Consider the following 24659-nt stretch of genomic DNA (forward strand, 5'->3'; position numbering starts at 1 on the left):
ACGCGCGGAAAGGAAAATCCTGGCCGGCAACCAACCTGTTAAAGAAGCGCCTTCAGCACCGCCTCGATGTCCGCCGGGCCGTTGACGGCAACGGCGGAAATATCGCGGTTGATGCGCTTCGCGAGCCCCGTCAGGACCTTTCCGGAACCGATCTCGTAGAGGGTCGTGACGCCGTTTGCGCCGAACCACTCGACGGTTTCGCGCCAGCGCACGCGCCCGGTCACCTGCTCGACCAGTTTTTCGGCGATCGTCTCGGGATCGGTGAGCGGACTCACCGTCACGTTGGCGACGACCGGCACGGCCGGAGCGCTCTTGGCGACGGTGGCCAGCGCTTCCTTCATGCGCTCGGCGGCGGGCGCCATCAGCGCGGAATGGAAGGGAGCGGAGACCGGAAGCATGATGGCGCGCTTGGCGCCCTTCTCGCTGGCAAGCTTCGCGGCCTCTTCCACAGCCTCCTTGGCGCCGGAAATCACGAGCTGCCCGCCACCGTTGTCATTGGCGATCTGGCAGACACCGGAACCCGACGCGGCCTGGCAGACCGCTTCCACGTCCGCCGTTTCCAGGCCGATGATGGCGCACATTGCACCCTCTCCTACCGGGACCGCCGCCTGCATCGCGTCGCCGCGGATGCGCAGCAGGCGCGCCGTGTCGCTGAGGCTGAAGGTGCCGGCCGCGCACAGCGCGGAGTACTCGCCCAGCGAATGACCGGCCACGTAGGAGACCTTGTCGGCAAGCTTCAGGCCACCCTTCTCCAGGACGCGCATGACGGCGATGGAGACGGCCATCAGTGCCGGCTGGGCGTTGGCCGTGAGCGTCAGTACGTCTTCCGGACCGTCCCACATGATTCCCGACAGCTTCTGCCCCAGCGCCTCGTCAACCTCCTCGAAGACCGCGCGGGCTTCGGGAAACGCTTCAGCGAGCTCGCGGCCCATGCCGACGGCCTGGCTGCCCTGCCCGGGAAACGTGAAAGCAATAGTCATGCAGCGCTCCATGATCCTTGGAGATGAGGTGCAAATTTCGCGTGGTGGTGGCGCAATGCTCGCCTCCCGTCAAGCCTCTTGCGTCCCGGGGCCGCCCGAAAGGGCCAGATTTCCAAGAGAAACGGCCCATTTCGCGAGCTGATTTTTCAATGCGGATATCGAGTCAGCATGTGGCAACAGCGAAGGATGCCTGGCGATCCCGCATGGATTCGGCGCGGCGAATGTCTATATATGGTCCGCACCCGCCGGCACGGCAGCCGCCGGCCACGATCCCTCCAGAAGCGTCCGCCGGTTCCATGCAGAATGCCATCTCCGTCCAGCAGCTGACCAAGACCTATGACACGGGCCTGACGGCGCTCCACGGCATCGACCTCGATATCCGCGAGGGCGAGATACTGGCGCTGTTGGGGCCCAACGGCGCCGGCAAGACGACGCTGATTTCCATCGTCTGCGGCCTCGTGAACCCGACGGGCGGCCGCGTGGAGGTCTACGGCCACGACATCCGGACCGAATACCGCACGACACGCGCCCTCATCGGCCTGGTCCCGCAGGAGCTTCACGTGGAGACCTTCGAGACAGTCTGGAATACGGTCTCCTTTTCCCGCGGCCTGTTCGGCAAGAATCCGGACCCGGCGCTGATCGAATCGATCCTGAAGGATCTCTCCCTGTGGGACAAGCGGGATAGCAAGATCATGTCTCTCTCGGGCGGCATGAAGCGGCGGGTCATGATCGCCAAGGCGCTCTCGCACGAGCCGCGGATCCTGTTCCTCGACGAGCCGACGGCCGGGGTGGACGTGGAACTGCGTCGGGACATGTGGCATCTCATCCGCCGCCTGAAGGAATCGGGCGTAACCATCATCCTCACCACCCACTACATCGAGGAGGCGGAGGAGATTGCCGACCGCGTCGGCGTCATCAACAAGGGCCGGCTGATCGTGATCGAGGAGAAGCGCGAGCTGATGCGAAAGCTCGGCAGGAAACGGCTTTCCATTGAGCTCACCGACCCCCTCGCGGCGATCCCGGACAGCCTGTCTGCCTACGACCTCGAGCTTGCCGATGACGGCCGCCTGCTGGTCTACACCTATCACACCCAGGCCCCCGTTCGGGCATCGGGTCGCTTCTCGCCGACATCCACCGCACTGGCCTGGCCATTCGCGACCTGAGTACGAGCCAGAGTTCCCTGGAAGACATTTTCGTCAGCCTTGTGGAGGCATCCCGATGAACCTTCAGGCAATCAAGGCGATCTACCGGTACGAGATGGCCCGAATGCGCCGGACCGTCCTGCAGAGCATCGTCTCGCCGGTGCTTTCCACCTCGCTTTATTTCGTGGTGTTCGGATCCGCCATCGGCGGCCGCATCGAGACGGTGGAAGGTGTCCACTATGGCTCCTTCATCGTGCCCGGCCTCATCATGCTGACGCTGCTGCAGAATTCCATCGCGAATGCCTCCTTCGGCATTTATTTCCCGAAGTTCGTCGGCACCATCTACGAGGTTCTGTCCGCGCCCGTCTCCTTCGTCGAGATCGTGATCGGCTACGCCGGGGCAGCTGCCACCAAGTCGATCATCCTGGCCTTGATCATCCTGGCCACCGCCCATCTCTTCGTGCCGCTGCGCGTGGAGCATCCGCTTCTGATGCTTCTTTTCCTCGTGCTGACGGCGGTAACCTTCAGCCTGTTCGGATTCATCATCGGCATCTGGGCTGACAATTTCGAGAAGCTGCAACTGATCCCGATGCTGATCGTGACCCCGCTGGTCTTCCTGGGCGGTTCCTTCTATTCCATCGACATGCTGCCAGAGTTCTGGCGCACGGTGACCTTGTTCAACCCGGTCCTCTACCTGGTGAGCGGCTTCCGCTGGAGCTTCTTCGGCACTTCCGACGTGAGCGTCCACGTGAGCCTGGTCATGATCGCCGTCTTCCTGTCCGCCCGCATGGCGATCATCTGGTGGATGTTCCGCACCGGCTACCGCCTGCGCACATGATACCGGGCAGCATGGGGAAAGGCGCCGAAAGCGGCATTTTTCTGCCACCTGGAGGCTGGTTTCGCCTTGCATCTGGGGCAAAACCATGTATAAGCCGCCCATCTGCCGGTCCCGGCTGGGGGCTGAACGGAGGGGCCTTGCGCCTGTGCAAGCCATGAGGCGAGATCGCCTCTGCCTCCCGTGTCTCCGCTCTCGACCGTCTCGATACGCCTTTCTTCCCGGGTCGCTCCGGCAAGATGGGTCGTTGAGGCTCTGCGCCGGGTACAGGCAGGAATGCAACTGAAGAAAGGCAAGACATGGCTCTTTACGAACACGTGTTTCTTGCTCGGCAGGACCTCTCCCCGCAGCAGGTCGAGACGCTCATTGAGCAGTACAAGGGCGTCATCGAGGCTAACGGCGGCAAGGTTGGCCGTGTCGAGAACTGGGGACTGAAGTCCCTCGCCTACCGCATCAACAAGAACCGCAAGGCTTACTTTGCCCTGATGGACATTGATGCTCCGTCCGCTGCCGTGAAGGAGATGGAGCGTCAGATGGGCCTGTCGGAGGACATCCTCCGCTTCATGACCGTGCGCGTCGAGCAGCACGAGGAAGGCCCGTCGGCCATGATGCAGCGCCGCGACGATCGCGGTGAGCGTGGCGATCGTGGTGACCGTGGCGCCCGTGGTGGCCGCCGCGACCGTGACGACCGTCGTTCGCGTGACGAAGATCAGGGAGCTGAATAATGGTCGACATCAACCAGATTCCTACCCGCCGCCCGTTCCATCGCCGTCGCAAGACGTGCCCCTTCTCGGGCGCGAACGCTCCGAAGATCGATTACAAGGACGTGAAGCTCCTGCAGCGCTACATTTCCGAGCGCGGCAAGATCGTTCCGTCCCGCATCACGGCTGTCAGCCAGAAGAAGCAGCGTGAGCTGGCCCGCGCCATCAAGCGCGCCCGCTTCCTGGGTCTCCTGCCCTACGTCGTGAAGTAATCTTCCGGGGGCGCGGCCATCCCGCGCCCTCTCCTCCCCGTGACGGGCACGGGCGAGCGTCTCTCAAATCCCGGGTTGGAGCATCGCGCTCCTAACTGCCTCGGCAGGACAGCGAACTGAGTTTACCGCCTGAGCGGTCCGTTTCCTGGCTTGCCTGAACCGAATGCGGCCCTGCCGCCAGACAAAGGAAACGAAGATGGAAGTCATTCTTCTCGAACGCATCGCACGCCTCGGCCAGATGGGCGACGTCGTCAAGGTCAAGGACGGCTATGCCCGCAACTACCTGCTGCCGCAGGGCAAGGCTCTCCGTGCGAACGAAGCCAACCGCAAGAAGTTTGAAGCCCAGCGCGCCGAGCTCGAGGCCCGCAACCTGCAGCGCAAGCAGGAAGCCGAGGCCGTCGCCGAGAAGCTCAACGGCCAGAGCTTCGTGGTCATCCGCTCGGCTGCCGAGACCGGCCAGCTCTATGGTTCCGTGTCGGCCCGCGACATCGCCGAGGTCCTGGATCAGGCCGGCTTCAAGGTTGGCCGCAGCCAGATCGTGCTGAAGGCCCCGATCAAGAACATCGGCATCGCCGAGGTCGCCATTGCCCTTCACGCCGAAGTGACCGCGACCATCACGCTGAACGTCGCCCGCACGGCCGACGAGGCTGAGCGCCAGGCTCGTGGCGAGAAGCTGGACTCCGCCGAAGCGATCTACGGCGAGGACATCACCGAAGCTTCCAACCCGGAAGCCTTCTTCGAGCCGGGCGCCGCTGAGGAAGGCGAGGAAGAGTAATAGTCCAGTTATTCTGGCAAGAATAATCAGGATGAAGCCGGGCCCTACGCCCGGCTTTTTCTTGGGCTTTTCTTGTGGACAGCGGCCCTGCAATGCGGGTCAACCGGGCACGCAAGCGGCGACATGAACGCCAACTGATCTAATGTGATCCGGTTAACTCTTTTCTTTCAAACACTAATGCCCCATACTTGACAGAGTCCCATGGTCATGGGGGTGTTGATGAATCGCATACTTGCAGGTCTTGCATCGCGCCTCATCCGTAAAGGTACCCTCATCGTAACGGATGCGGCAGGTCAGGTTCACCGTTTCGGTGACGGCACGGGCGAGCCCGTGCACATCAAGATTCATTCATCGAAGGCTGAGCTCCGCATTGCGCTGGACCCGAGCCTAGGCTTTCCCGAAGCCTACATGGACGGCGAGCTCGACTTTCTCCACGGCGACCCGCTGTCGTTTCTGGCCATTGCCTACCAGAACATGGGGCTGAAGGGAGCGCACTCCCTGCCGATGTACATCATGGACGGTTTGCGGCGGCTCGGCCGGCGGTTCCAGCAGATCAACCTGCCGGGCCGATCGCGCAGGAACGTCGCCCATCACTATGATCTCTCCGGCGAACTCTATCGCATGTTCCTGGACGAGGACATGCAGTATTCCTGCGCCTACTTCCCGCGTCCCGGCATGACGCTTGAGGAGGCGCAGCTCGCCAAGAAGCAGCACATCGCCGCGAAACTGGATCTCAAGCCCGGCCAGAAGGTGCTCGACATCGGCAGCGGCTGGGGCGGCATGGGCCTGTTCCTTGCCAAACAGTTCGACGTGGAAGTGCTGGGTGTGACCCTCTCCACCGAGCAGCTGGCTGTGGCGAACCAGCGCGCGAAGGATCAGAAGCTGTCTGACCGCGTCCGCTTCGAGCTGGCCGATTACCGTTCGCTCAGGGGCCCCTTCGATCGCATCGTCTCCGTCGGCATGTTCGAGCATGTCGGCGTGAACCACTTCCAGACTTTCTTCAACAAGTGCCGCGACCTGCTGACGGATGACGGTGTGATGCTGCTGCACACGATCGGCCGCACCTATGTCCCGTCGGCCACGGCGGCCTTCATCCGCAAGTACATCTTCCCGGGCGGCTATATCCCCTCCCTGTCGGAGGTGATGCCGGCCATCGAGAAGTCCGAACTGATTGTCACGGACATCGAGATCCTGCGTCTCCACTACGCCGAGACGCTGAAGGTGTGGCGTGAACGCTTCATGGCCCGTCGCGACGACGTGGTAAAACTCTACGACGAACGCTTTGCCCGCATGTGGGAGTTCTACCTGGCCGGATCGGAAGCCTCCTTCCGCTGGCAGGAGATGGTGAACTTCCAGATCCAGCTCTCCAGGCAGCGGGAGACCTTGCCGCTGACGCGCGACTACATGGTGGACACCGAGCGCCAGCTGGTCGCCTCGGGCTCCCCAGCCCGTCCCGCCTATTCGGACGCTGCCGAATAAGAGGCGAAGGCGGCCCGGACGCCGGGCCGTTCATCACGCTGCCGCGCCTGCCCCATCCGGAACCAGCCAGCAGGTCATCCCGCGGTTGGCGGTTTCGGCGAACTTCCGAACTGCAATAGAATTCCGCCAGACAGGTTGATTCGGCTGTCAAGCGCTTTGAGTGCAGCCTCGAGATAACGGTGGAAAGCGGGCGCATCTGCGCCCGCTTGTCCCCGTAAGGCTTAACCGTGAGCGCCAGACAGCGTAGGACAGTGATGTCCGAGCGGGCGTTCAAGCGCCTGAAACCGTATGAGCGTGGGTAGATCATGGTCGAAGCAGTCCGGAAGCTGGAAGCGGCGGAGTCGCCGGTCTACCGCGAGCCCCCGCACAACATCGAGGCCGAGCAGGCCCTGCTGGGCGCCATTCTGGTCAACAATGACGCCTACTACCGGGTTTCCGACTTCCTGAAGCCCGAGCATTTCTTTGAACCGCTCCACAAGAAGATCTACGAGGTCGCCGGCGATCTGATTCGCATGGGCAAGATGGCCAATCCGGTCACGCTCAAGACGTTCCTGCCGGCGAACGAGAAGGTTGGCGAGCTGACGGTCGCTCAGTACCTGGCCCGTCTGGCGGCGGAAGCCGTGACGATCATCAATGCCGCCGACTATGGCCGCGCCATCTACGACCTGGCGACGCGCCGTTCGCTGATTTCGCTGGGCGAGGAGATGGTGAACCTCGCCTATGACGCGCCAGTGGACATGCCGCCGAACGAGCAGATCGAAATGGCCGAGCGCCGGCTGTTCGAGCTGGCTGAGACGGGCCGTTACGACGGCGGCTTCGAGAGCTTCGCAGAAGCCACCAGGCAGGCCGTGGACATGGCTAATGCCGCCTTCATGCGCGACGGCGGCCTGTCGGGCATTTCGACGGGTCTGCGCGACCTCGACCGCCGCATGGGTGGCCTGCAGCCCTCCGACCTGATCGTGCTGGCCGGCCGTCCCGGCATGGGTAAGACCTCGCTTGCCACCAATATCGCCTTCAACATCGCCCAGGCCTACGAGCCGATCCAGCAGGCCGACGGAACGTTCAAGGCCGCGCGCGGCGGCGTCGTCGGCTTCTTCTCGCTCGAAATGTCGTCCGAGCAGCTGGCCACCCGTATCATCTCCGAGCAGACGGAGATCAGCTCGGCCAAGATCCGCCGCGGCGAGATCTCTGAAGCCGAGTTCGAGAAGCTGGTCGCCTGCGCCCAGATGATGCAGAAGGTGCCGCTTTACATCGACCAGACTGGTGGTATTTCGATCGCCCAGCTGGCGGCGCGCGCCCGCCGCCTGAAACGCCAGCGCGGTCTTGATGTCATCATCATCGACTATATCCAGCTCATGCAGGGCTCCTCGATCCGGGCGAGCCAGAACCGCGTGCAGGAAATCACGGAAATCACCACCGGCCTCAAGGCGCTGGCAAAGGAGCTGAACACGCCGATCATCGCGCTCTCGCAGCTCTCGCGTCAGGTGGAGATGCGCGACGACAAGCGCCCGCAGCTCTCCGACCTGCGTGAATCGGGCTCGATCGAGCAGGATGCGGACGTGGTGCTTTTCGTGTATCGTGAGGAATACTACCTCAAGAACAAGGAACCGAAGCCCGGCACGGACGAATATCTGCGCTGGGAGGCCGAGATGAACGAGGTTCGCGGGAAGGCGGAAGTCATCATCGCCAAGCAGCGTCACGGTCCGACGGGAACCGTCACCCTTGGCTTCCAGGGTGAGTTCACGCGCTTCCACGATCTCGCTGATGAGAGCCATCTACCGGAGCGTTTTGAATAGTTGTGGTCACGACAGCACTCACGGACCATCCTGGCCCGCATCTGGCGGGGGGGCATCTGATCATTGATCTCGATGCGCTGGCGCACAACTACCGCCTGCTGAAGGAGCGCGCGCGTCCCGCCGATGTGGCGGGCGTCGTCAAGGCCAATGCCTATGGCCTCGGCATCGAGCCGGTGGCCAGAACGCTGTGGGAGGAAGGCTGTCGCCGCTTCTTCGTGGCGCTTCCGCACGAGGGCATCGTTCTGCGGCAGATCCTGCCCGAAGCGGACATCTTCGTCTTCAATGGCCTGTTCGGCGCGGAAGCCGCCGCGGCCTACGGCGCAGCTCGGCTGATCCCGGTGCTGAACTCCCCTACCGACCTTTCCATGTGGGAAGCCTACGGCTGGGACGGCGACGTCCGCCGCCCCTGCGCTCTCCATGTGGAGACGGGCATCAACCGCCTTGGCCTGACCGCTGACCATGCCCGCCAGTTCGCGGAGGAGAATGCGCTGACCGGCGCCCTCACCCCAATCCTGGTCATGACCCACCTGGCCTGCGCCGACGTTCCGGGCCATCCGATGAGCGCCGCGCAGCTCGCCCGTTTCCGGGAACTGCGCCGGCTGTTTCCCGATGCCACGGCGAGCATCGCCAATTCAGCCGGCGTTTTCCTGGGTGGCGACTATCTGTGCGACGTGGTCCGCCCCGGCATTGCGCTCTATGGCGGTAATCCGATCTCGGGGATGGAGAGCCCGCTGCGCCCGGTGGTGACAGCGCTCTCCCGCGTCGCCCAGATCAGGCACCTGAATGCCGGCGAGACCGTCGGCTACGGGGCTACACCCGTGCATCGCGACTCCATCATCGCGGTCGGCTCCACCGGCTATGCGGACGGCTACCACCGCGCGCTCTCCCGCACGGGCAGCCCGGCTGAGCGCATTCCGGCCCACAGTTTCATCCATGGCCGCCGTGTGCCCGTGATCGGCCGCATCTCCATGGATCTGACTCTGTTCGATGTGACGGACCTGGGCGAGAACGCCGTGGCGCCCGGGGACATGATCGAGCTGTTCGGTCCGAACATCCCGCTGGACGAGGTGGCGAATGCCTGCGGCACCATCTCCTATGAACTGCTGACCTCGCTCGGACAGCGGTACTATCGGGAATATGTGAGAAAACAGAGCTGATGGCGCGGCCACGGAGTCAATTCGTCTGCCAGAACTGCGGCACGGTGCACGCCCGCTGGGCAGGCAAGTGTGATGGCTGCGGCGAGTGGAACACCCTCGTCGAGGAAGGCACCTCCGGCGGCATCGGCAGCGGTCCGCAGATGGCCCGCAAGGCGCGCGCCGGCACGCCGGTCACACTCACCACCCTTTCCGGTGACATCGAGGATGCACCACGCATCAGGACCGGCATCGAGGAGCTTGACCGTGTAACCGGCGGCGGCTTCGTGCGTGGCTCCGCCCTGCTGGTTGGCGGCGATCCCGGCATCGGCAAGTCGACCCTTCTGACCCAGGCGGCGGCCGCTCTTGCCGAGAAGGGCCACCGCATCGTCTATGTGTCGGGCGAAGAGGCAGTGGCGCAGATCCGGCTGCGGGCCCAGCGCATCGGCGTGGCCGACAAGCCCGTGGAGCTTGCGGCCGAGACCAATGTAGAGAACATCCTCGCCACCCTCGAGGGCGGCCGCCGGCCCGACCTCGTGATCCTCGACTCCATCCAGACCCTGTGGACGGACATGGCGGATTCCGCCCCGGGCACCGTGACCCAGGTGCGCGCCGCCGCCCAGGCCATGATCCGCTACGCCAAGTCCACCGGCGCGGCGATCGTCCTCGTCGGCCACGTCACCAAAGAGGGCCAGATCGCGGGCCCCCGCGTGGTCGAGCACATGGTGGACGGCGTTCTCTACTTCGAGGGCGAAGGCGGTCATCATTACCGCATCCTGCGCACGGTGAAGAACCGCTTCGGCCCAACCGACGAGATCGGCGTCTTCGAAATGGGCGACAAGGGCCTGCGCGAGGTCCCGAACCCGTCCGAGCTGTTCATGGGCGACCGCACCGCCGCCGCCCCGGGAACCGCGGTCTTTGCCGCGATGGAAGGCACCCGCCCGCTGCTCGTGGAGATCCAGGCTCTGGTCGCCCCCTCTCCCCTCGGCACGCCGCGCCGCGCCGTGATCGGATGGGACGCCTCGCGCCTGTCGATGGTGCTGGCCGTGCTGGAAGCCCATTGCGGGGTCCGCTTCTCCCAGCACGATGTCTACCTCAATGTCGCCGGCGGTTACCGTATAAGCGAGCCGGCAGCCGACGTTGCCGTCGCCGCGGCGCTCATCTCTTCCCTCACCGGACTTGCCCTCCCGCATGATTGCGTCTATTTCGGCGAAATCAGCCTGTCCGGAGCGATCAGACCGGTCTCCCACGCATCGAGCCGGCTGAAGGAGTCCGAAAAGCTCGGCTTCACGCAGGCGGTCATGCCTCCGGGTAACGAAGAGATTGTGGGAGGCATCTGGTCAAGAGCATATAGGCCTCGCGAGCTGGCGGACCTTGTAGTAAGGATTGCGGGCGCTTCCGCGGGCACCAACAGGAACAGAGCCAGGATCGAAAACCGGCCGGCGAATGAATTGGGGTAGCAATGCCGATTACGCTTCTTGATGGAATCTTCATCGGGTTCACGTTGATCTCCGCCATTCTGGCGATGATCCGTGGTTTCTCGCGCGAGATTCTGTCGATCGCATCCTGGGCGGTCGCCGCCGTTGCGGCATTTTTTCTCTATCCCGTGGTCTTGCCCTACATTACCCCCCATATTAGCAACGCGATGATCGCGCTTGCCTTGGCGGCTGCCTCTGTTTTCCTCGTCGTGCTGATCATTGCCACGCTCATCACGATGAAGATCGCGGATTTCATCATAGACTCGCGCATCGGTGCGCTGGATCGCACGCTGGGCTTTGTCTATGGCGCCGCCCGTGGCATCATTGTCATGGCAGTCGCGTTCCTGTTTCTGACCTGGCTGCTGGGTGCGAACCCGCCGACCTGGGTCGCCGAGGCGAAGTCGAAGCCTCTGCTCGAGGGTGTTGGTACATGGCTGAAGGATCTGCTGCCGGAGGACCCGGAGATTTCCATCCTCGACAAGCTGACACCCGGCGCGACTGAAGAGACCGCGACGAACAACTGACGGCTGGCAAGGCCACCGCCCAAGCTGCAGACCGAATGAAAGGCAAGCCGGCAATGGCTGTTGAATGCGTTATTCCTGACGAAGGCGACGATCACTTTCACGACGAATGTGGCGTCTTTGGCATCTTTGGCCGCAAGGATGCAGCTGCAATCGTGGCCCTGGGCCTCCATGCTCTCCAGCATCGCGGACAGGAGGCCGCGGGCATCGTTTCCTACGACGGACACCAGTTCTTCGTCGAACGCCACGTCGGCCTGATCAGCGACAACTTCACAAAAAAGGCGGTGATCGACCGCCTGCCCGGCGCCCGGGCCATTGGCCATACCCGCTATTCCACGGCCGGCGGCTCGGGCCTGCGCAATGTCCAGCCCTTCTTCGCCGAGCTTGCCGATGGCGGCTTTGCCATCGCCCACAACGGCAACCTCACCAATGCCCGGACGATCCAGCGCGCCCTGCAGAAGCAGGGCTCGATCTTTTCGTCCACCTCGGACACCGAGACGATCCTGCACCTGGTCGCGACCAGCAAGGAGAAGGACACCAACGCCCGCTTCATCGACGGCGTGCGCCAGATCGAGGGCGCCTTCTCGCTGGTGGCGCTGACCAACAAGAAGATGATCGGCTGCCGCGATCCGCTGGGCATCCGCCCGCTGGTTCTGGGCGACCTCGACGGCTCCTACATCCTCGCCTCGGAGACCTGTGCGCTCGACATCATCGGTGCCCGCTTCGTGCGTGACATCAAGCCGGGCGAGATGGTGGTCATCACCGAAGACGGCATCGAGAGCTTCTTCCCCTTCGAGCCGCAGCCGTCCCGCTTCTGCATCTTCGAGTACATCTATTTCGCCCGCCCGGATTCGCTGGTAGAAGGCCACAACGTCTACGAGGTCCGCAAGCGCATTGGCGCCCAGCTCGCCCGCGAGCATCCCGTGGATGCCGACATCGTGATCCCCGTGCCGGACTCCGGCACGCCTGCGGCCATCGGCTTCGCGCAGGAAGCCGGCATTCCCTTCGAGCTTGGCATTATCCGCAACCACTACGTGGGCCGTACCTTCATCCAGCCGACCGATGCCATCCGCCACATGGGCGTGAAGCTCAAGCACAACGCCAACCGCCGCTCCATCGAGGGCAAGCGCGTGGTTCTGGTGGACGACTCGATCGTCCGCGGCACCACCAGCCAGAAAATCGTGCAGATGGTACGCGACGCGGGCGCGAAGGAAGTGCACATGCGCATCGCCTCCCCGCCCACGCGTGCGCCCTGCTTCTATGGCGTCGACACGCCGAGCGCCTCCAAGCTCCTGGCCTCGCGCATGTCGATCGAGGAGATGGCGGAGTTCATCCGCGCCAACTCGCTGGGCTTCCTCAGCATCGAGGGCCTCTATCGTGCGCTCGATTTGCCGGGACGCAACAGCGAATGCCCGCAGTACTGCGACGCCTGCTTCACCAAAGACTATCCGACCCGTCTGACCGATCAGGAAGGAACCGACGATCTCCGTCATGCGTCCCTTCTCGGCTCCAACGCTTGACGCCAACGCGCCCCGGATCGGGACCCGCCCCTGGCTGACCACCTGATCCGGAACGCCGGCTGAACTCGGAGACTGCCTTACAATGACTGAAACTCTCGACCTTTCCGGCCAGATCGCTCTCGTTACCGGTGCTTCCCGGGGCATTGGCTATTTCCTTGCAAAGGGCCTTGCCGCCGCTGGTGCCCACGTGATTGCAGTGGCGCGTACTGTCGGCGGGCTGGAGGAACTGGACGACGAGATCAAGGCTCTCGGCGGCAGCGCGACGCTCGTGCCTCTGGATCTCACCGACATGGTCGGCATCGACCGGCTCGGCGGCGCCATTCACGAGCGCTGGGGCAAGCTGGACATCCTCGTTGCCAACGCCAGCATCTTGGGCGTGGTTTCCCCGATCGGCCATGTCGAGGCCAAGGTCTTCGAGAAGGTTATGACGGTGAACGTCATCTCCACCTGGCGCCTGATCCGCTCCGTGGACCCGCTGTTGCGCGCCGCCGAGGCAGGCCGCGCCATGGTCATGTCCTCGGGCGCAGCCCATTCGGCACGCGCTTTCATGGCCCCCTATGCCGCCTCCAAGGCGGCCGTCGAGGCCCTCGTCCGCTCCTGGGCCCACGAGACGCAGAATCTTCCGCTGCGGGTCAATGCGGTCGATCCCGGACCGACCCGGACGGCCATGCGTGCCCAGGCGATGCCCGGCGAAGATCCGAACACATTGCCGCACCCGTCTGAGGTGGCGGCGAAGATCCTGCCGCTTGCAAGCCGTTCCGTTACCGAGACCGGCGCCATTTTCCACGTGCGCGAGAACCGGTTCCTGCACTACCAGATGCCGCGCTGAGACAGGCAAACCGGTTGACGTCATCTCCCCTATGGTTACGCTAGCGAACCGCTGTGAAGAGAAGACACAGCCCGGTATCGGGTACGCTGTCCATGATGACGGCGGGGCTGGTGTTCTGTTCGTGAGCATCCCGGACCCAGAGGTGTAGCATGCTGCCAGCGGCCATTCTCATCCTTGCCCTGTTTCTTGGCCTCTGGGCCGCTGCCGCGCTTTGGCTGATGACGGCAATGAAGCTCAACTTCCGCCAGGCGTTGCTCTACGTGCCGCTGAAACTTCTGTTCGGTGTCAGGGACGACGTCATGGTTTCGGTACGCGACTCGCAGGCACCGGTGATTTACGCGGTATGGCACAGTTCGCGCCTTGAACCGGCGTTGATGCTGTCGCTCCTTCCGGATGACACGCTTCACATCCTCGACGTGGATTCCGCCCAGGCCTGGTGGCTTGATCCCTGGCGGTCCCTTGCCCGCACCATCGTCTTCAATGCGCGCCACGTGTTCGTGAGCCGTCGCTTGGTCCGCCGCCTCCGAGGACGCGGGCGTCTGGCCCTCTACCTGCCGGATGATCCCGCCCCCGACACCAAAGCCTTCCGCCTGTTCCGTGCCATCTCCCGCATCGCTGTCAGTTCCGACGCCCGAATTGTCCCGATCTATGTCGAAGGGGCAGATACGAGCATGCTCTCCCTGGACAAGGACAAGCGCTCCCGCCTGCTGCCGCGTCTGCGCATTCACGCCCTTCCGGCCATGACCATCGCCGATCTGATTGCTGCCGCCGCGCCGGAAAAGCCCCTCGCCGCCGCGGCCATGTTCGACTACCTGTTGAAGGTTCGCCCGTCGCCAACCGACAGCGACTGACCGTTCCCTCTCTTGCGAAAAACAGAAAAGGTGAAATACTGCCTCTGTTGCACCGGCGCTCGTGATGAGGAGGGTACGATCGCCGGCGCGGCGGGATAAATATGGGACTATTTTTGTATTGCGTTGCGGATAATTAACTTCGCACTTAATTTTGCAGGCATGTGTCTGAGAACCGGAGGAGGGGAAATCGGACATGCTCGATCGAGCTTTGTTGAGGAATGTGGCCTGGGGATGCCTGGCCGGCGCCGCGCCGCCGGTTCTGAAATTTGCGGCCGTTTGCGCCAGCATCCAGGCGTTTGAATTGCCATCAGCCGGATTTCTGGCAGGTTCAGCGCTGCTGACCGCTGCGGGAGGCTTTGCGGCCTGGGCTCTAACCGGGAGGGAAACCAGGGTCGTGGCCGCGCTGCTCGCTGGCGCCGCGGTTCCCGCGCTCATTGCGGTTGGGCTTTCCGACTACGTTGAGAACAGCCGCCTGAGCCGGGTTAGCCTGGCGTCGCTTGTCAACTCTCCGGCGCGCGCAGAACAGCCCGCCGATGGCAATCACGCCGCCGAGACGGTGGCCTACCGCGGCGGTAGTATGCTTGTGATTTCGCCGCGCGTGGACGGCGAGCTGCCGACAGTTCCGCTATCTGTCAGCGCGGAGGTTATAAGCCCCTCGGGCGAACGGCGCCTGGCTGATATCGGCGAGATAACGAGCTTCAGCGCGCCCACGGCGTTCACCCTGCCCGCCGGAACCCGGACCGTCTACATTGCCGGCCATGAGGTGGATGGCCTCGACCTGGATTCGCCGGTGCAGATGCTGGATCTGGCCCTTTCGACGGTTCCAACGGAATCGGGCGACTTCCTCTGGGCCCTCGGCCTGAAACGGGAGTACGAGATCTTCGGCATGGCCTTTGGCGTGCAAACGCAGATGCAGGCGCAGGATCAGGGTGTCCTCGAAAACAGCTGAACTGCCGTTGTGGCAGCGCGGTTCAAACTGACTGGGCTGAAGGGTGTTCAGGCTCCGGTCCGGAGCCTGAAAGGGCATCCCTGCCGATCAGGCGCGATAACCGGCACTGTTGCAAGCCTCTTCGCGTGGCCGAGAACTTATTCGTCGGCCTCGGAAGCGGCATTGCCCGCCTTGCTCTGCAGCGTGTCGCCCCCTGCGACCGTTCCCTTCTCCGCCTCGAGGCGGGCGCGCCGGGCGTAGGCACGGGCGCTGAAGCCGAGGAAGATGATGTAGGCGATCGCTGCAGCGGCGACGGTTTGCCAGGTGTAGCTCGCCAGCAGAAACACCAGTGCCACAAACACCAGCATGAGCGGCATCACGAACTCGCGGCGTACCCGCGTGCCCGACACCTTGCCCGAGTAGACCGGCAGGCGGCTGATCATCAGCATGGCGATGACGATGGTGTAGACGGAAGCGCCGATGGCGACGCTGTCGTTGACCGGGAAACCGAGGAAACCGAAATAGATCGGCAGCATCACGAGAACGCCGCCCGCTGGCGCGGGAACGCCGACGAAATAGTCCCCTTCCCAGGCGGGACGGTTTTGGTCCTCGAGCGCCACGTTGAAACGGGCAAGCCGCAGCGCGCAGGCGATCGCGAAAACGAGGGCTGCGATCCAACCGAACGTGTGCGCCTTGTCAAGCAGGTAGGCGTAGAGCACCAGGCCCGGCGCCACGCCGAAATTGACGATGTCGGCGAGCGAGTCGAGCTGTTCGCCGAACTTGGAGCTCGCCTTGAGCATCCGCGCCACACGGCCGTCGACGGCATCAAGCGATGCCGCGATCAGCACCATGATCACCGCTGTCTCGAACCGGCCGTCATAAGCGAGCCGGATGCCGGAGAGGCCCGCGCAGATGGCGATGATGGTGATCATGTTGGGAATGATCATCCGCAGCGGAATCTCGCGCAACCGCGGGCCGCCTCCCCCATGCGGTTCAAACGGAGCAAACGGCCCTGCCATCACGACACCCTCACGAGGGGAGCCGGAGCGGAGCTGCCGAACTCTGCGATGATGGTCTCGCCGCCCACGGACGTCTGGCCCACGGCGACACGCGGGCGGGCGCCCTCAGGCAGGTAGACGTCCACGCGCGAGCCGAAGCGGATCAGGCCGAAGCGCTCGCCTGCCTGGATTTCCGCGGGGGGCTGTGCCCAGCACACGATGCGGCGCGCCACGAGGCCCGCGATCTGCACGACGCCGACCGGACCGTGGCCCGTCTCGATGACGAGGCCGTTGCGTTCGTTTTCTTCGCTCGCCTTGTCGAGGTCGGCGTTGAGGAAGCGGCCGGGCCTGTACTCGATCAGCGAGATGCGCCCCTTCACCGGCGAGCGGTTGATGTGGCACGAGAACACGTCCATGAAGATGGAGATGCGCAGCATCTCGCCTTCGAGGCCGAGTTCCTTCGGCGGATAAGCCGGCCCCACAGCCGAGATCGTGCCGTCGGCGGGCGCGATGACCAGCCTGTCGTCGATCGGTGTGTAACGTTCGGGATCGCGGAAGAAATAGATGCACCAGACGGTGAAAACGAGGCCGATCCAGAACAGCGGCTCCCAGATCAGTCCGAGCAGGAGCGAGCCGACGAAGAAGCCGGCGATGAACGGGTAGCCCTCACGGTGGATGGGCACGAGCGTTTTCTTGATCGTGTCGGTCAGGCTCATGGTCACTCGCTTGCAGCTTCGGGGTGGAAAATCCCTACCGAAATGGGGCTGATCCGGCAACAGTTAAAGCCCCGATTGCATCCTTGCTGCACATGTCATGCCGTTCGACCGGTCCCGGCAGGTGCCCATGAACCGTAACGATACGCACTTCTCCTCATGCCCTGCCTGCCTGGATGTGAGGGGAAGAATTCGGCGTCAAACCTTCGGTTCCTCGTAAGCCGGAGACTTGCGGACCACGATGCCCATCTCGTCCTCCTCGCGGGCGCGGCGCAGGCGCTCCTCGGCTTCGGTCGCCTCGCGCTGCCGGTTCCACATCTCGGCGTAGAGCCCGCCCTTCTCCAGCAGCGACCGGTGCGTGCCGCGTTCGGCAATCTGACCGTCCCGCAGCACGATGATCTCATCGGCATTGACCACCGTGGACAGCCGGTGGGCGATGACGAGCGTCGTGCGCCCGCGGCTCACCAGGTCGAGCGCGGCCTGAATCTCCTGCTCCGTATGCGTGTCTAGCGCCGAGGTGGCCTCGTCGAGGATGAGGATGGGCGGTGCCTTGAGAATCGTGCGGGCGATCGCCACGCGCTGCTTTTCGCCACCCGAAAGCTTGAGTCCCCGTTCACCGACCATCGAATTGTAGCCGTCCGGCAGCGACTGGATGAACCCGTCGATCTGCGCGAGCGCGGCGGCGTTGCGCACCTCTTCGTCGGACGCGTCGGGGCGGCCATAGCGTATGTTGTAGGCGATCGTGTCGTTGAACAGCACGGTGTCCTGCGGGACCATGCCGATGACACGGCGCAGGCTCTCCTGCGTCACGTCGCGCACGTCCTGCCCGTCGATCAGGATCGCGCCCTTCTGGATGTCGTAGAACCGGAAGATGAGGCGCGAGATGGTCGATTTGCCGGCACCTGACGGACCGACGATGGCGACCGTCTTGCCTGCCGGAATGGTGAAGCTGATGCCCTTGAGGATTGGCCGCGCCGGATCGTAGGCGAAGTGAACGTCCTCGAACCGCACCTCGCCCTTTTCGATTCTGAGCGGTTTCGCGTCGGGCTTGTCCCTGACATCCGGCTCCACGTCGAGCAGATTGAACATCTCCTCGATGTCGGTAAGCCCCTGCCGGATCTCGCGGTAGACCGAGCCGATGAAGTTGAGCGGGATCGAGAGCTGGATGAGCAGCGCGTTGACGAAAACGAAATCGCCCACCGTGTGCGTGCCGCGGCTCACCTCCAGCGCCGACATGACCATGATGATCGTCATGCCGATGCCGAAGATTACCCCCTGGCCGAAGTTCAGCCAGCCGAGCGACGTCCAGGTCTTGGTCGCGGCCTGCTCGTAGCGCGCCATGGAGCGGTCGAAACGGCGGGACTCCATCTCCTCGTTGTTGAAATACTTGACCGTTTCATAGTTGAGCAGCGAGTCCACGGCCTTGGTATTGGCGTCGGTGTCGGATCGGTTCATCTCCCGGCGAATGGCGATGCGCCAGTCGCTCGCCTTGACGGTGAACCAGACGTAGAGCCACACGGTGACGGCCACCACCGCGAGATAGGTCCAGCCATAGACGAAGAGGAGGATGCCGGCCGACAGCACGAACTCGAGTACCGTCGGCACCGAGTTGAGAATGGTGAAGCGGACGACGATCTCGATGCCCTTCGTGCCGCGCTCGATGATGCGCGACAAACCGCCCGTGCGCCGCTCCAGGTGAAAACGCAGCGACAGCGCGTGCAGATGCACGAAGGTCTTGTAGGCGAGCTGGCGCACTGCATGCTGGCCGACCCGGGCGAACAGCGCATCGCGCAGTTGATTGAAGCCGAGCTGCCCCACACGCACCACGTTATAGGCCACGACCAGCATCACGGGACCGGCGAGCGCGGCGGGGATCCAGGCCGGCGGCTCCCCCTCCCCCGACAGCACATCGGTCGCCCATTTGAAGAAATAGGGCACGAGCAGAAGGATGACCTTCGCCAGCACCAGAAGCGCAAGCGCGACGGCGACGCGAAGCTTCAGATCCGGCCGGTCGGACGGCCACATGTAGGGCCAGAGATTGCGAAGCGTGCGGAACAGCGAGCCGGAGTCGGAGGAAACGGTTTTCTTCTGCAATTCGTGCGCCTAACCTGCTGACGGAACTTCTCTTTTGGGGATCGTTCAAGTTTCGCGGAACAATCCGCCACCGCCCCCGCCATCGGACTGCCGGGACCGGAGCGGAACGTTATGCCCCATATATGATCGTGTCGGGCAATATACCAGCCGCGCGAAGCCCGCAACGACCGCCCGACCACATGCGGGCGGTTCACGCGGGCGCCAGCGGCACCCCATGAACCTGGCGCAGGGCCTTATCGCTTGTCGATCGCCGTGAGGTCCGCTTCCTCACCCTCTTCCGTCACGGCGGGCAGCTTGAACATCTGTCCCGGCCAGATCAGGTTCGGGTCGCGGATCTGGTCCTTGTTGGCCTGATAGATGGTGGTGTAGCGGATGCCGCGGCCATAGACTCGGCGTGAGATATGCCACAGCGTATCGCCTTTGCGGATGATGACAGCCCCGTCCTGCCGCTCGAGCGCCGGCTGAACCTGGGCCGTCGCATCGCTGCCTTGCTGCAAGGCAGCTTCGGCCGCGGGCGCCACGGAGGTCTGGCTTTCGCCCTCGTGGCGTGCAAACGGCACGGCAGCACGAGAGATGACGGTCACGCCGTCATTGCCGAGCACGTCGGCCCGCACGATGTAGTCGCCGACCGGCAGGTCGCGCTCGGTTTGGATGAGGAAATGGCCGGTCGCGTCCACAGTCGCCTGTCCGAGCAGGATGTCGTTGATGTAGACGCGCACGCGGCGGCCCGGTTCGGCGCGGCCGGCGACGAATACCTGCCTCCCGTCGATCTCGACCGCCTCGATGAAGGGCTGTGCGCCCGGGCGCACGTCCCTCTGGGCCTCGCCGGCACCCTGGTCCGCCTGGCCGGCCTGCTGCTCGGCAGGCGCAGTCGCGCGCTTCTCGGCCTCGCCGACCGGATCGGATTGAGCGGCCTCGGTGGCAGTTTCGCTGGAAGTTTCCGGAGCGCTGCCGGTCTTGGCGTCCTCAGCGGCCTTCTCGTCCGGCGCAGCTCCCTGCGCGGCGGAACCCGTGTCGGTGCGGGCTGCTTCTTCCCTCGCCTCGGGAACCGAGATCAGGCGGCTCGGCTGTCCGGGCTGTTGCACCAGCGCGACGACGTCGCCATTGGCATGGGTCGGCACGGAAATGATGGCCGTCTCGAGCGAAGTGGCGGAGACTCGGTCGGGCGTGATGGACCGCAGCACGACGGTGTGGTCGCCGGGCTTCAGCGCGCGGTCGAGGACCGTGGCGAAATCGCCGTTGTCGCCGGCCTGCGCGGTCGCCAGCACCGTCGAGCCCGCCACGATCTCGACCGTGGACTTCGGCGCGGCACGACCCGCGATCACGACCGAACCGTCGGGCTCGACGCGCAGCAGATCGAAGCTCGGCACGATGACATCTGCAGCAACCGAAGTCGCGGCTGCATCGGGCGTATTCGACTGACCATTCTCCGCCTGTGCCTGCGCGGCATCCGGCGCGCTGCCCGTGTCAACCGGCGCCTGCGTGTCTGCAGCGTCAGCCCCCCCGGACTCTGTCGCTGGCTGCTGGTCGGCGGTATCGGGCTCACTGGACTGCCCCTCTGCGTTTGAAGCCTCTTGGATCGTCCCGGAAACGGACTGGCGGGAGGAAGCCTCTCGATTGCCCTCGCCCGCAGGCGCCGCCGTCTGGCTGGCTACCTCTCCATCATTTCTGTCAAAGACACCGCTGCAATACGCAACGCCCCCCGCTGCAACGAACAGGCCCACCAGAAAGAGCAGAAATCTCTGAGGTGTCATTGTCCTTCCCGTTTCCCTAGCCCTCGCGACCGGTCTAGCGCGTTTTCCGTGAGCCGACAAGAAAAAGCCATTGAAATACAATGTCTCGGGCCCCCTGGAGCGCCATTTCCAGAGGTTTCACACAGAAATGCTCGTCAGGTGAGCGCGGTCGGCCGGCGCAGGCTGGTCCGGCGGGGCGCAAATGCGCGCGGCCGGGACCTCCCCAGTATACGGGAAGAACCTTGGACATATAAGGTCAAATGCGCCCTTGGGGAGCCCGTCGTTCGCGGGGCGGTCCTGCCCGCCATCCACCTGCCCCTTTCTCGGGCAGGTTCTCAGGCTGGCACGGAGCTGAGGCCCGACATCGGGCCTCCGGCGTGCAATGGCCTAACCGGCGAGCCGGATGACCTCACGGTTCTTGACCAGCTTGTAGACGATGGCGTCCATGAGCGCCTGGAACGAAGCGTCGATGACGTTGTCGGACACGCCCACGGTCCACCACCGGTCGCCGCTGCTGTCACCGGATTCGATCAGCACGCGCGTGACCGCGTCCGTGCCGCCGTTCAGGATGCGCACCTTGTAGTCGGTGAGCCACATGTCCTCTATCTCGGTCTGGTACTTGCCGAGATCCTTGCGCAGCGCAATGTCGAGCGCGTTCACGGGGCCATGGCCCTCGGCGACGGACATGTGCGTCTCGCCGTCGATCGTGACCTTCACGACGGCCTCGGACACGGTCTTGATGTTCCCGCGCGCGTCATAGCGACGCTCGACCATGCAGCGGAAGCTTTCGACCTTGAAGAACTCCGGCACGCCGCCGAGCATCCGCCTCGCGAGCAGCTCGAAGCTCGCGTCCGCGCCCTCATAGGAATAGCCCTGCGCCTCGCGCTCCTTGACCTGGGCGATCAGCCGGTCAAGCCGCGGGTCCTCCTTGTCGATCTGGATACCGCGGCGGCGCAGCTCCACCAGGAAGTTGGACTTGCCGCCCTGATCGGAGACCATGAGCTTGCGCTCGTTGCCGACCGCCTCCGGCGGCACGTGCTCGTAGGTCTGCGGATCCTTGAGAATGGCCGAGGCATGGATGCCGGCCTTGGTGGCGAAGGCGGAGCTTCCCACGTATGGCGCCTGCGGATCGGGAGCACGGTTGAGCAGTTCGTCGAAGGCGTGCGACAGCTTCTTGAGGCCCGCCAGCTTCCCGGGCGAGATGCCCGTCTCGAACTGGTCGGCATAGACCGGCTTCAGCATCAGCGTCGGAATGATGGTGACGAGATTGGCGTTGCCGCAGCGCTCGCCGATGCCGTTGAGCGTACCCTGAATTTGTCGCGCGCCCGCTTCGATGGCAGCCAGCGAATTGGCGACCGCCTGACCGGTGTCGTTATGGGCATGAATGCCGAGATGGCTGCCCGGCACGCCGGAAGCGATGACGGCAGAGACGATCCGGCGGATTTCCTCCGGCTGCGTGCCGCCGTTGGTATCGCAGAGAACAATCCACCGGCTGCCCGCCTCATAGGCCGCCTTCACGCAGGCGAGCGCATAGTCAGGATTGGCCTTGTAGCCGTCGAAGAAGTGCTCGCAGTCGACCATCGCCACCTTGCTGGCGGCGCGGGTCGCCTCGACTGAGGCGCGGATGGACTCGAGATTTTCCTCATTGGTCGTCCCCAGCGCCACGCGCACGTGGTAGTCCCAGCTCTTGGCGACGAAGCAGATGGCATCGCTGCTCGCCTGCAGCAGCGCATTGAGGCCCGGATCGTTGGAGGCGGAAACGCCTGCCCGCTTGGTCATGCCGAAGGCGACGAACTGCGCCTTGCTGGTCCGCTTCTTCTTGAAGAACTCGGTGTCGGTCGGATTGGCGCCGGGATAGCCGCCCTCCACGTAGTCGATCCCGAGATCGTCGAGCATCCGCGCGATGAGAACCTTGTCCTCGACCGAGAAGTCGATGCCGGGGGTTTGCTGCCCATCCCGCAGGGTGGTGTCAAAAAGATAGATGCGTTCCTTGCTCACCGTTTCACTTCCCACGTGGTGATGCGTTCGCCCGTGACAGGATCCTTGCTATCCTTGAGCTGGATGCCCCAAGATTGGAGTAGGTCGCGGATGCGGTCTGCTTCAGCCCAATTTTTTTCTTGAATGTAGGTACTTCTTCTCTTGATGAGGGTCTCAATCTCTTGGCTTTCCGCAATGCTGCTTAGACGAGCCCTATCCCACGCATGATATGCATCGATATCAATGCCAAGCATCGCTATATCAAAAGCGAACTGTTGAGCGTCTTCCTCTGACAGTGACTTTCGTTTTCTATCCAGAAAGGCGATCGCTGGATAGGTATTGAGGTCATCAAGCAACGCTGCTTTCACTTCAGACGAAAGATCCCCTCGGCATTGGCGATGACACTCCACCATCTCGCCAAAAGTCAGCCGAATCCCCTCCTTGAGTGCTCCCTTCTCAATAATCGCATTGCGCCACGAGCTAAGTTTTGCGTCTGCTTCTTCTAGTCGTCTGAGGCTAAAATCGATTGGCTCTCGATAGTGCGTCATTAGCATGGCAAGCCGCAACACCTCGCCCGGCCACTTGCGCCCGCCGAACTTCTCGGTCTCCAGCAGTTCGTGAATCGTCACGAAGTTCCCTTCGGACTTGGACATCTTGCGTCCTTCCACCTGCAGGAAGCCGTTGTGCATCCAGTAGCGCGCCATTTGATCGGTTCCGAGTGCGCAGCATGATTGAGCGATTTCGTTCTCGTGGTGCGGGAAGACGAGGTCAATCCCGCCGCCGTGGATGTCGAACATGTTCTTGGACGGGTCATCGCAGCGGAGCCCACCGCCGAATGGCTCTAGAAGCTTCGCCATCGACATGGCCGAGCATTCGATGTGCCAGCCGGGGCGGCCCAGAACGGGGATGCCGGCGGGCGAAGGCCAGCCTGGCTCGCCTTCCTTCGAAGGTTTCCAGAGCACGAAGTCCAGTTCGTCGCGCTTGTAGGAGGCGACGTCTACGCGTGCGCCCGCAAGCATCTCGTCGAGCGGCCGGCGCGACAGCGCGCCGTAGCGCGGTCCCCGGCGCGCGTTCATGGCCGAAGGCGAGAATAGCACGTGATTATCGGCAACATACGCAACGCCGAGATCGATCAGCCGCTCAATCAGTGCCAGCATTTGGGGGATGTGTTCGGTCGCTCGGGGCTGGCTCGTGGGCTCCAGGCAACCCAGAGCCTTCACATCGGCCTGAAACTGCGCGTTAGTTCTCTCGGTCACCGCGCGGATGGCCTCGTTGAGCGTCATCCTGCCCGCCTCGATCTCCGCGCCATAGTCGCGCAGGGCGCGGGCATTGATCTTGTCATCCACGTCCGTGATGTTGCGGACGTAGGTCACGTGGTCCTCGCCGTAGAGGTGGCGCAGCAGGCGGAACAGGACATCGAAGACGATGACGGGACGGGCGTTGCCGATGTGCGCGTAGTCGTAAACGGTCGGACCGCAGATATACATGCGGACCCTGGACGGATCGAGGGGAATGAATTCCTCCTTGCGTCGCGTCAGGGTGTTGTAGACGACAAGCCCCTTGAAGCCTTCTGACATCTTCCCATCCTGCTCGTAGGCGTCACGAACGATCTGCCGACCTGGCCTGTCTGGCCTCGGCGTTTTCCATTTCGGGGAGAGAAGGTAAAAACGGCCGGACCAGCGATATGGCTAGCCAATAATGCTAATGCAGATATCGATGGTGGCGCACAGAGTTTTCATGGGCGCACTTATCGCTTCCGCATGAGGCGGCGTCAAGCGAAGAATCCGCGGCGGCCGGCCATGATCCACCCCCATTGAACGGGTCCACCTTGAAGTATGGTTTTGACCATGAAGGAGGACCACAATGGCAAACAAGCGACACAAGCCCGACGAGATCGTCACGAA

At 63.5% G+C, this 24659-nt stretch carries 20 protein-coding genes and 1 pseudogene; 14 read left to right on the plus strand and 7 right to left on the minus strand.

Going from position 1 to position 24659, the window contains the following annotated elements; all coding sequences use genetic code 11:
- Positions 1-38: 38 nt before the first annotated feature.
- Positions 39-980 carry an ACP S-malonyltransferase gene (gene fabD / locus ABD906_RS15960; protein ID WP_165278779.1) on the minus strand — a complete coding sequence of 314 codons (942 nt, stop codon included), beginning with the start codon at positions 978-980 and terminating at the stop codon, positions 39-41.
- Positions 981-1276: 296 nt separating this feature from the next.
- Here fabD and ABD906_RS15965 point away from each other — a divergent pair.
- The 14 genes and pseudogenes from ABD906_RS15965 to ABD906_RS16030 all read left to right on the plus strand — a co-directional run bounded on the left by ABD906_RS15965 (position 1277) and on the right by ABD906_RS16030 (position 15261).
- Positions 1277-2202 (plus strand): annotated as a pseudogene (locus tag ABD906_RS15965) (ABC transporter ATP-binding protein).
- Entirely contained in the window at positions 2199-2960 is a 762-nt protein-coding gene (locus ABD906_RS15970) for an ABC transporter permease (protein ID WP_345100668.1), read from the plus strand. The pseudogene ABD906_RS15965 and the gene ABD906_RS15970 overlap by 4 nt, the downstream one beginning before the upstream one ends.
- 296 nt (positions 2961-3256) lie before the next feature.
- Positions 3257-3682: a 30S ribosomal protein S6 gene (gene rpsF, locus ABD906_RS15975; RefSeq protein WP_165278781.1), complete on the plus strand. Its 426-nt coding sequence runs from the start codon at positions 3257-3259 to the stop codon at positions 3680-3682.
- Entirely contained in the window at positions 3682-3930 is a 249-nt protein-coding gene (gene rpsR, locus ABD906_RS15980) for a 30S ribosomal protein S18 (protein WP_011581252.1), read from the plus strand. Before rpsF ends, rpsR begins: the two co-directional genes overlap by 1 nt.
- A 196-nt stretch (positions 3931-4126) precedes the next feature.
- Positions 4127-4705, plus strand: a complete 579-nt coding sequence (gene rplI / locus ABD906_RS15985) for a 50S ribosomal protein L9 (protein ID WP_165278782.1) — start codon at positions 4127-4129, stop codon at positions 4703-4705.
- A gap of 219 nt (positions 4706-4924) precedes the next feature.
- The gene (locus tag ABD906_RS15990) at positions 4925-6184 is read left to right on the plus strand and encodes a cyclopropane fatty acid synthase (protein WP_378188501.1); all 1260 of its coding nucleotides are present in this window, start codon (positions 4925-4927) and stop codon (positions 6182-6184) included.
- Positions 6185-6489: 305 nt separating this feature from the next.
- The gene (locus tag ABD906_RS15995; protein WP_345100681.1) at positions 6490-7980 is read left to right on the plus strand and encodes a replicative DNA helicase; all 1491 of its coding nucleotides are present in this window, start codon (positions 6490-6492) and stop codon (positions 7978-7980) included.
- Positions 7981-7982: 2 nt separating this feature from the next.
- Positions 7983-9137 carry an alanine racemase gene (gene alr, locus ABD906_RS16000; RefSeq protein ID WP_345100683.1) on the plus strand — a complete coding sequence of 385 codons (1155 nt, stop codon included), beginning with the start codon at positions 7983-7985 and terminating at the stop codon, positions 9135-9137.
- A complete protein-coding gene (gene radA / locus ABD906_RS16005) occupies positions 9137-10573 on the plus strand; it encodes a DNA repair protein RadA (protein ID WP_345100684.1) in 1437 nt (478 codons plus the stop codon). The genes alr and radA overlap by 1 nt, the downstream gene beginning before the upstream one ends.
- A 2-nt stretch (positions 10574-10575) precedes the next feature.
- Positions 10576-11115, plus strand: coding sequence for a CvpA family protein (locus ABD906_RS16010; RefSeq protein WP_165278786.1), 540 nt, complete (start codon positions 10576-10578; stop codon positions 11113-11115).
- A 53-nt stretch (positions 11116-11168) separates the two neighbouring features.
- Positions 11169-12632: an amidophosphoribosyltransferase gene (purF, locus tag ABD906_RS16015; RefSeq protein ID WP_165278787.1), complete on the plus strand. Its 1464-nt coding sequence runs from the start codon at positions 11169-11171 to the stop codon at positions 12630-12632.
- Between the two features lie 82 nt (positions 12633-12714).
- Positions 12715-13461, plus strand: coding sequence for an SDR family NAD(P)-dependent oxidoreductase (locus tag ABD906_RS16020; protein WP_165278788.1), 747 nt, complete (start codon positions 12715-12717; stop codon positions 13459-13461).
- 149 nt (positions 13462-13610) lie between these two features.
- Complete coding sequence (locus ABD906_RS16025) at positions 13611-14312, plus strand: 2-acyl-glycerophospho-ethanolamine acyltransferase (RefSeq protein WP_165278789.1); 702 nt, start codon at positions 13611-13613, stop codon at positions 14310-14312.
- A gap of 193 nt (positions 14313-14505) precedes the next feature.
- Positions 14506-15261: a hypothetical protein gene (locus ABD906_RS16030; RefSeq protein WP_165278790.1), complete on the plus strand. Its 756-nt coding sequence runs from the start codon at positions 14506-14508 to the stop codon at positions 15259-15261.
- Between the two features lie 137 nt (positions 15262-15398).
- On the opposite strand, the gene pssA is transcribed toward ABD906_RS16030, so the two are convergent.
- The 6 genes from pssA to cysS all read right to left on the minus strand — a co-directional run bounded on the left by pssA (position 15399) and on the right by cysS (position 24332).
- Complete coding sequence (pssA, locus tag ABD906_RS16035; RefSeq protein ID WP_165278791.1) at positions 15399-16259, minus strand: CDP-diacylglycerol--serine O-phosphatidyltransferase; 861 nt, start codon at positions 16257-16259, stop codon at positions 15399-15401.
- Entirely contained in the window at positions 16259-16954 is a 696-nt protein-coding gene (locus ABD906_RS16040; RefSeq protein ID WP_165278792.1) for a phosphatidylserine decarboxylase, read from the minus strand. Before ABD906_RS16040 ends, pssA begins: the two co-directional genes overlap by 1 nt.
- A 195-nt stretch (positions 16955-17149) precedes the next feature.
- Positions 17150-19045 (minus strand): ABCB family ABC transporter ATP-binding protein/permease, encoded by a 1896-nt coding sequence (locus tag ABD906_RS16045; RefSeq protein WP_345100689.1) that lies wholly within the window; start codon positions 19043-19045, stop codon positions 17150-17152.
- 233 nt (positions 19046-19278) lie between these two features.
- On the minus strand, positions 19279-20799 hold the full coding sequence (locus ABD906_RS16050; protein ID WP_165278793.1) for a LysM peptidoglycan-binding domain-containing protein: 1521 nt from the start codon (positions 20797-20799) through the stop codon (positions 19279-19281).
- 366 nt (positions 20800-21165) lie between these two features.
- Entirely contained in the window at positions 21166-22776 is a 1611-nt protein-coding gene (cimA, locus tag ABD906_RS16055; protein ID WP_345100692.1) for a citramalate synthase, read from the minus strand.
- The gene (cysS, locus tag ABD906_RS16060) at positions 22773-24332 is read right to left on the minus strand and encodes a cysteine--tRNA ligase (protein ID WP_165278795.1); all 1560 of its coding nucleotides are present in this window, start codon (positions 24330-24332) and stop codon (positions 22773-22775) included. The genes cimA and cysS overlap by 4 nt, the downstream gene beginning before the upstream one ends.
- Positions 24333-24659 lie beyond the last annotated feature (327 nt).

This window comes from Chelativorans composti (assembly GCF_039541695.1).
Classification (GTDB): Bacteria; Pseudomonadota; Alphaproteobacteria; order Rhizobiales; family Rhizobiaceae; genus Chelativorans; species Chelativorans composti.

Excerpts from the sequence above, each read along its gene's own strand:
- ABD906_RS16020 (WP_165278788.1), top strand. The coding sequence starts at position 12,715 with ATGACTGAAACTCTCGACCTTTCCGGCCAGATCGCTCTCGTTACCGGT.
- ABD906_RS16010 (WP_165278786.1), top strand. The coding sequence starts at position 10,576 with ATGCCGATTACGCTTCTTGATGGAATCTTCATCGGGTTCACGTTGATC.
- ABD906_RS15970 (WP_345100668.1), top strand. The coding sequence starts at position 2,199 with ATGAACCTTCAGGCAATCAAGGCGATCTACCGGTACGAGATGGCCCGA.
- pssA (WP_165278791.1), bottom strand. The coding sequence starts at position 16,259 with ATGGCAGGGCCGTTTGCTCCGTTTGAACCGCATGGGGGAGGCGGCCCG.
- radA (WP_345100684.1), top strand. The coding sequence starts at position 9,137 with ATGGCGCGGCCACGGAGTCAATTCGTCTGCCAGAACTGCGGCACGGTG.
- rpsR (WP_011581252.1), top strand. The coding sequence starts at position 3,682 with ATGGTCGACATCAACCAGATTCCTACCCGCCGCCCGTTCCATCGCCGT.
- rplI (WP_165278782.1), top strand. The coding sequence starts at position 4,127 with ATGGAAGTCATTCTTCTCGAACGCATCGCACGCCTCGGCCAGATGGGC.
- ABD906_RS16030 (WP_165278790.1), top strand. The coding sequence starts at position 14,506 with ATGCTCGATCGAGCTTTGTTGAGGAATGTGGCCTGGGGATGCCTGGCC.
- fabD (WP_165278779.1), bottom strand. The coding sequence starts at position 980 with ATGACTATTGCTTTCACGTTTCCCGGGCAGGGCAGCCAGGCCGTCGGC.
- purF (WP_165278787.1), top strand. The coding sequence starts at position 11,169 with ATGGCTGTTGAATGCGTTATTCCTGACGAAGGCGACGATCACTTTCAC.
- cysS (WP_165278795.1), bottom strand. The coding sequence starts at position 24,332 with ATGTCAGAAGGCTTCAAGGGGCTTGTCGTCTACAACACCCTGACGCGA.
- ABD906_RS16025 (WP_165278789.1), top strand. The coding sequence starts at position 13,611 with ATGCTGCCAGCGGCCATTCTCATCCTTGCCCTGTTTCTTGGCCTCTGG.
- ABD906_RS16050 (WP_165278793.1), bottom strand. The coding sequence starts at position 20,799 with ATGACACCTCAGAGATTTCTGCTCTTTCTGGTGGGCCTGTTCGTTGCA.
- ABD906_RS15990 (WP_378188501.1), top strand. The coding sequence starts at position 4,925 with ATGAATCGCATACTTGCAGGTCTTGCATCGCGCCTCATCCGTAAAGGT.
- ABD906_RS15995 (WP_345100681.1), top strand. The coding sequence starts at position 6,490 with ATGGTCGAAGCAGTCCGGAAGCTGGAAGCGGCGGAGTCGCCGGTCTAC.
- ABD906_RS16040 (WP_165278792.1), bottom strand. The coding sequence starts at position 16,954 with ATGAGCCTGACCGACACGATCAAGAAAACGCTCGTGCCCATCCACCGT.
- rpsF (WP_165278781.1), top strand. The coding sequence starts at position 3,257 with ATGGCTCTTTACGAACACGTGTTTCTTGCTCGGCAGGACCTCTCCCCG.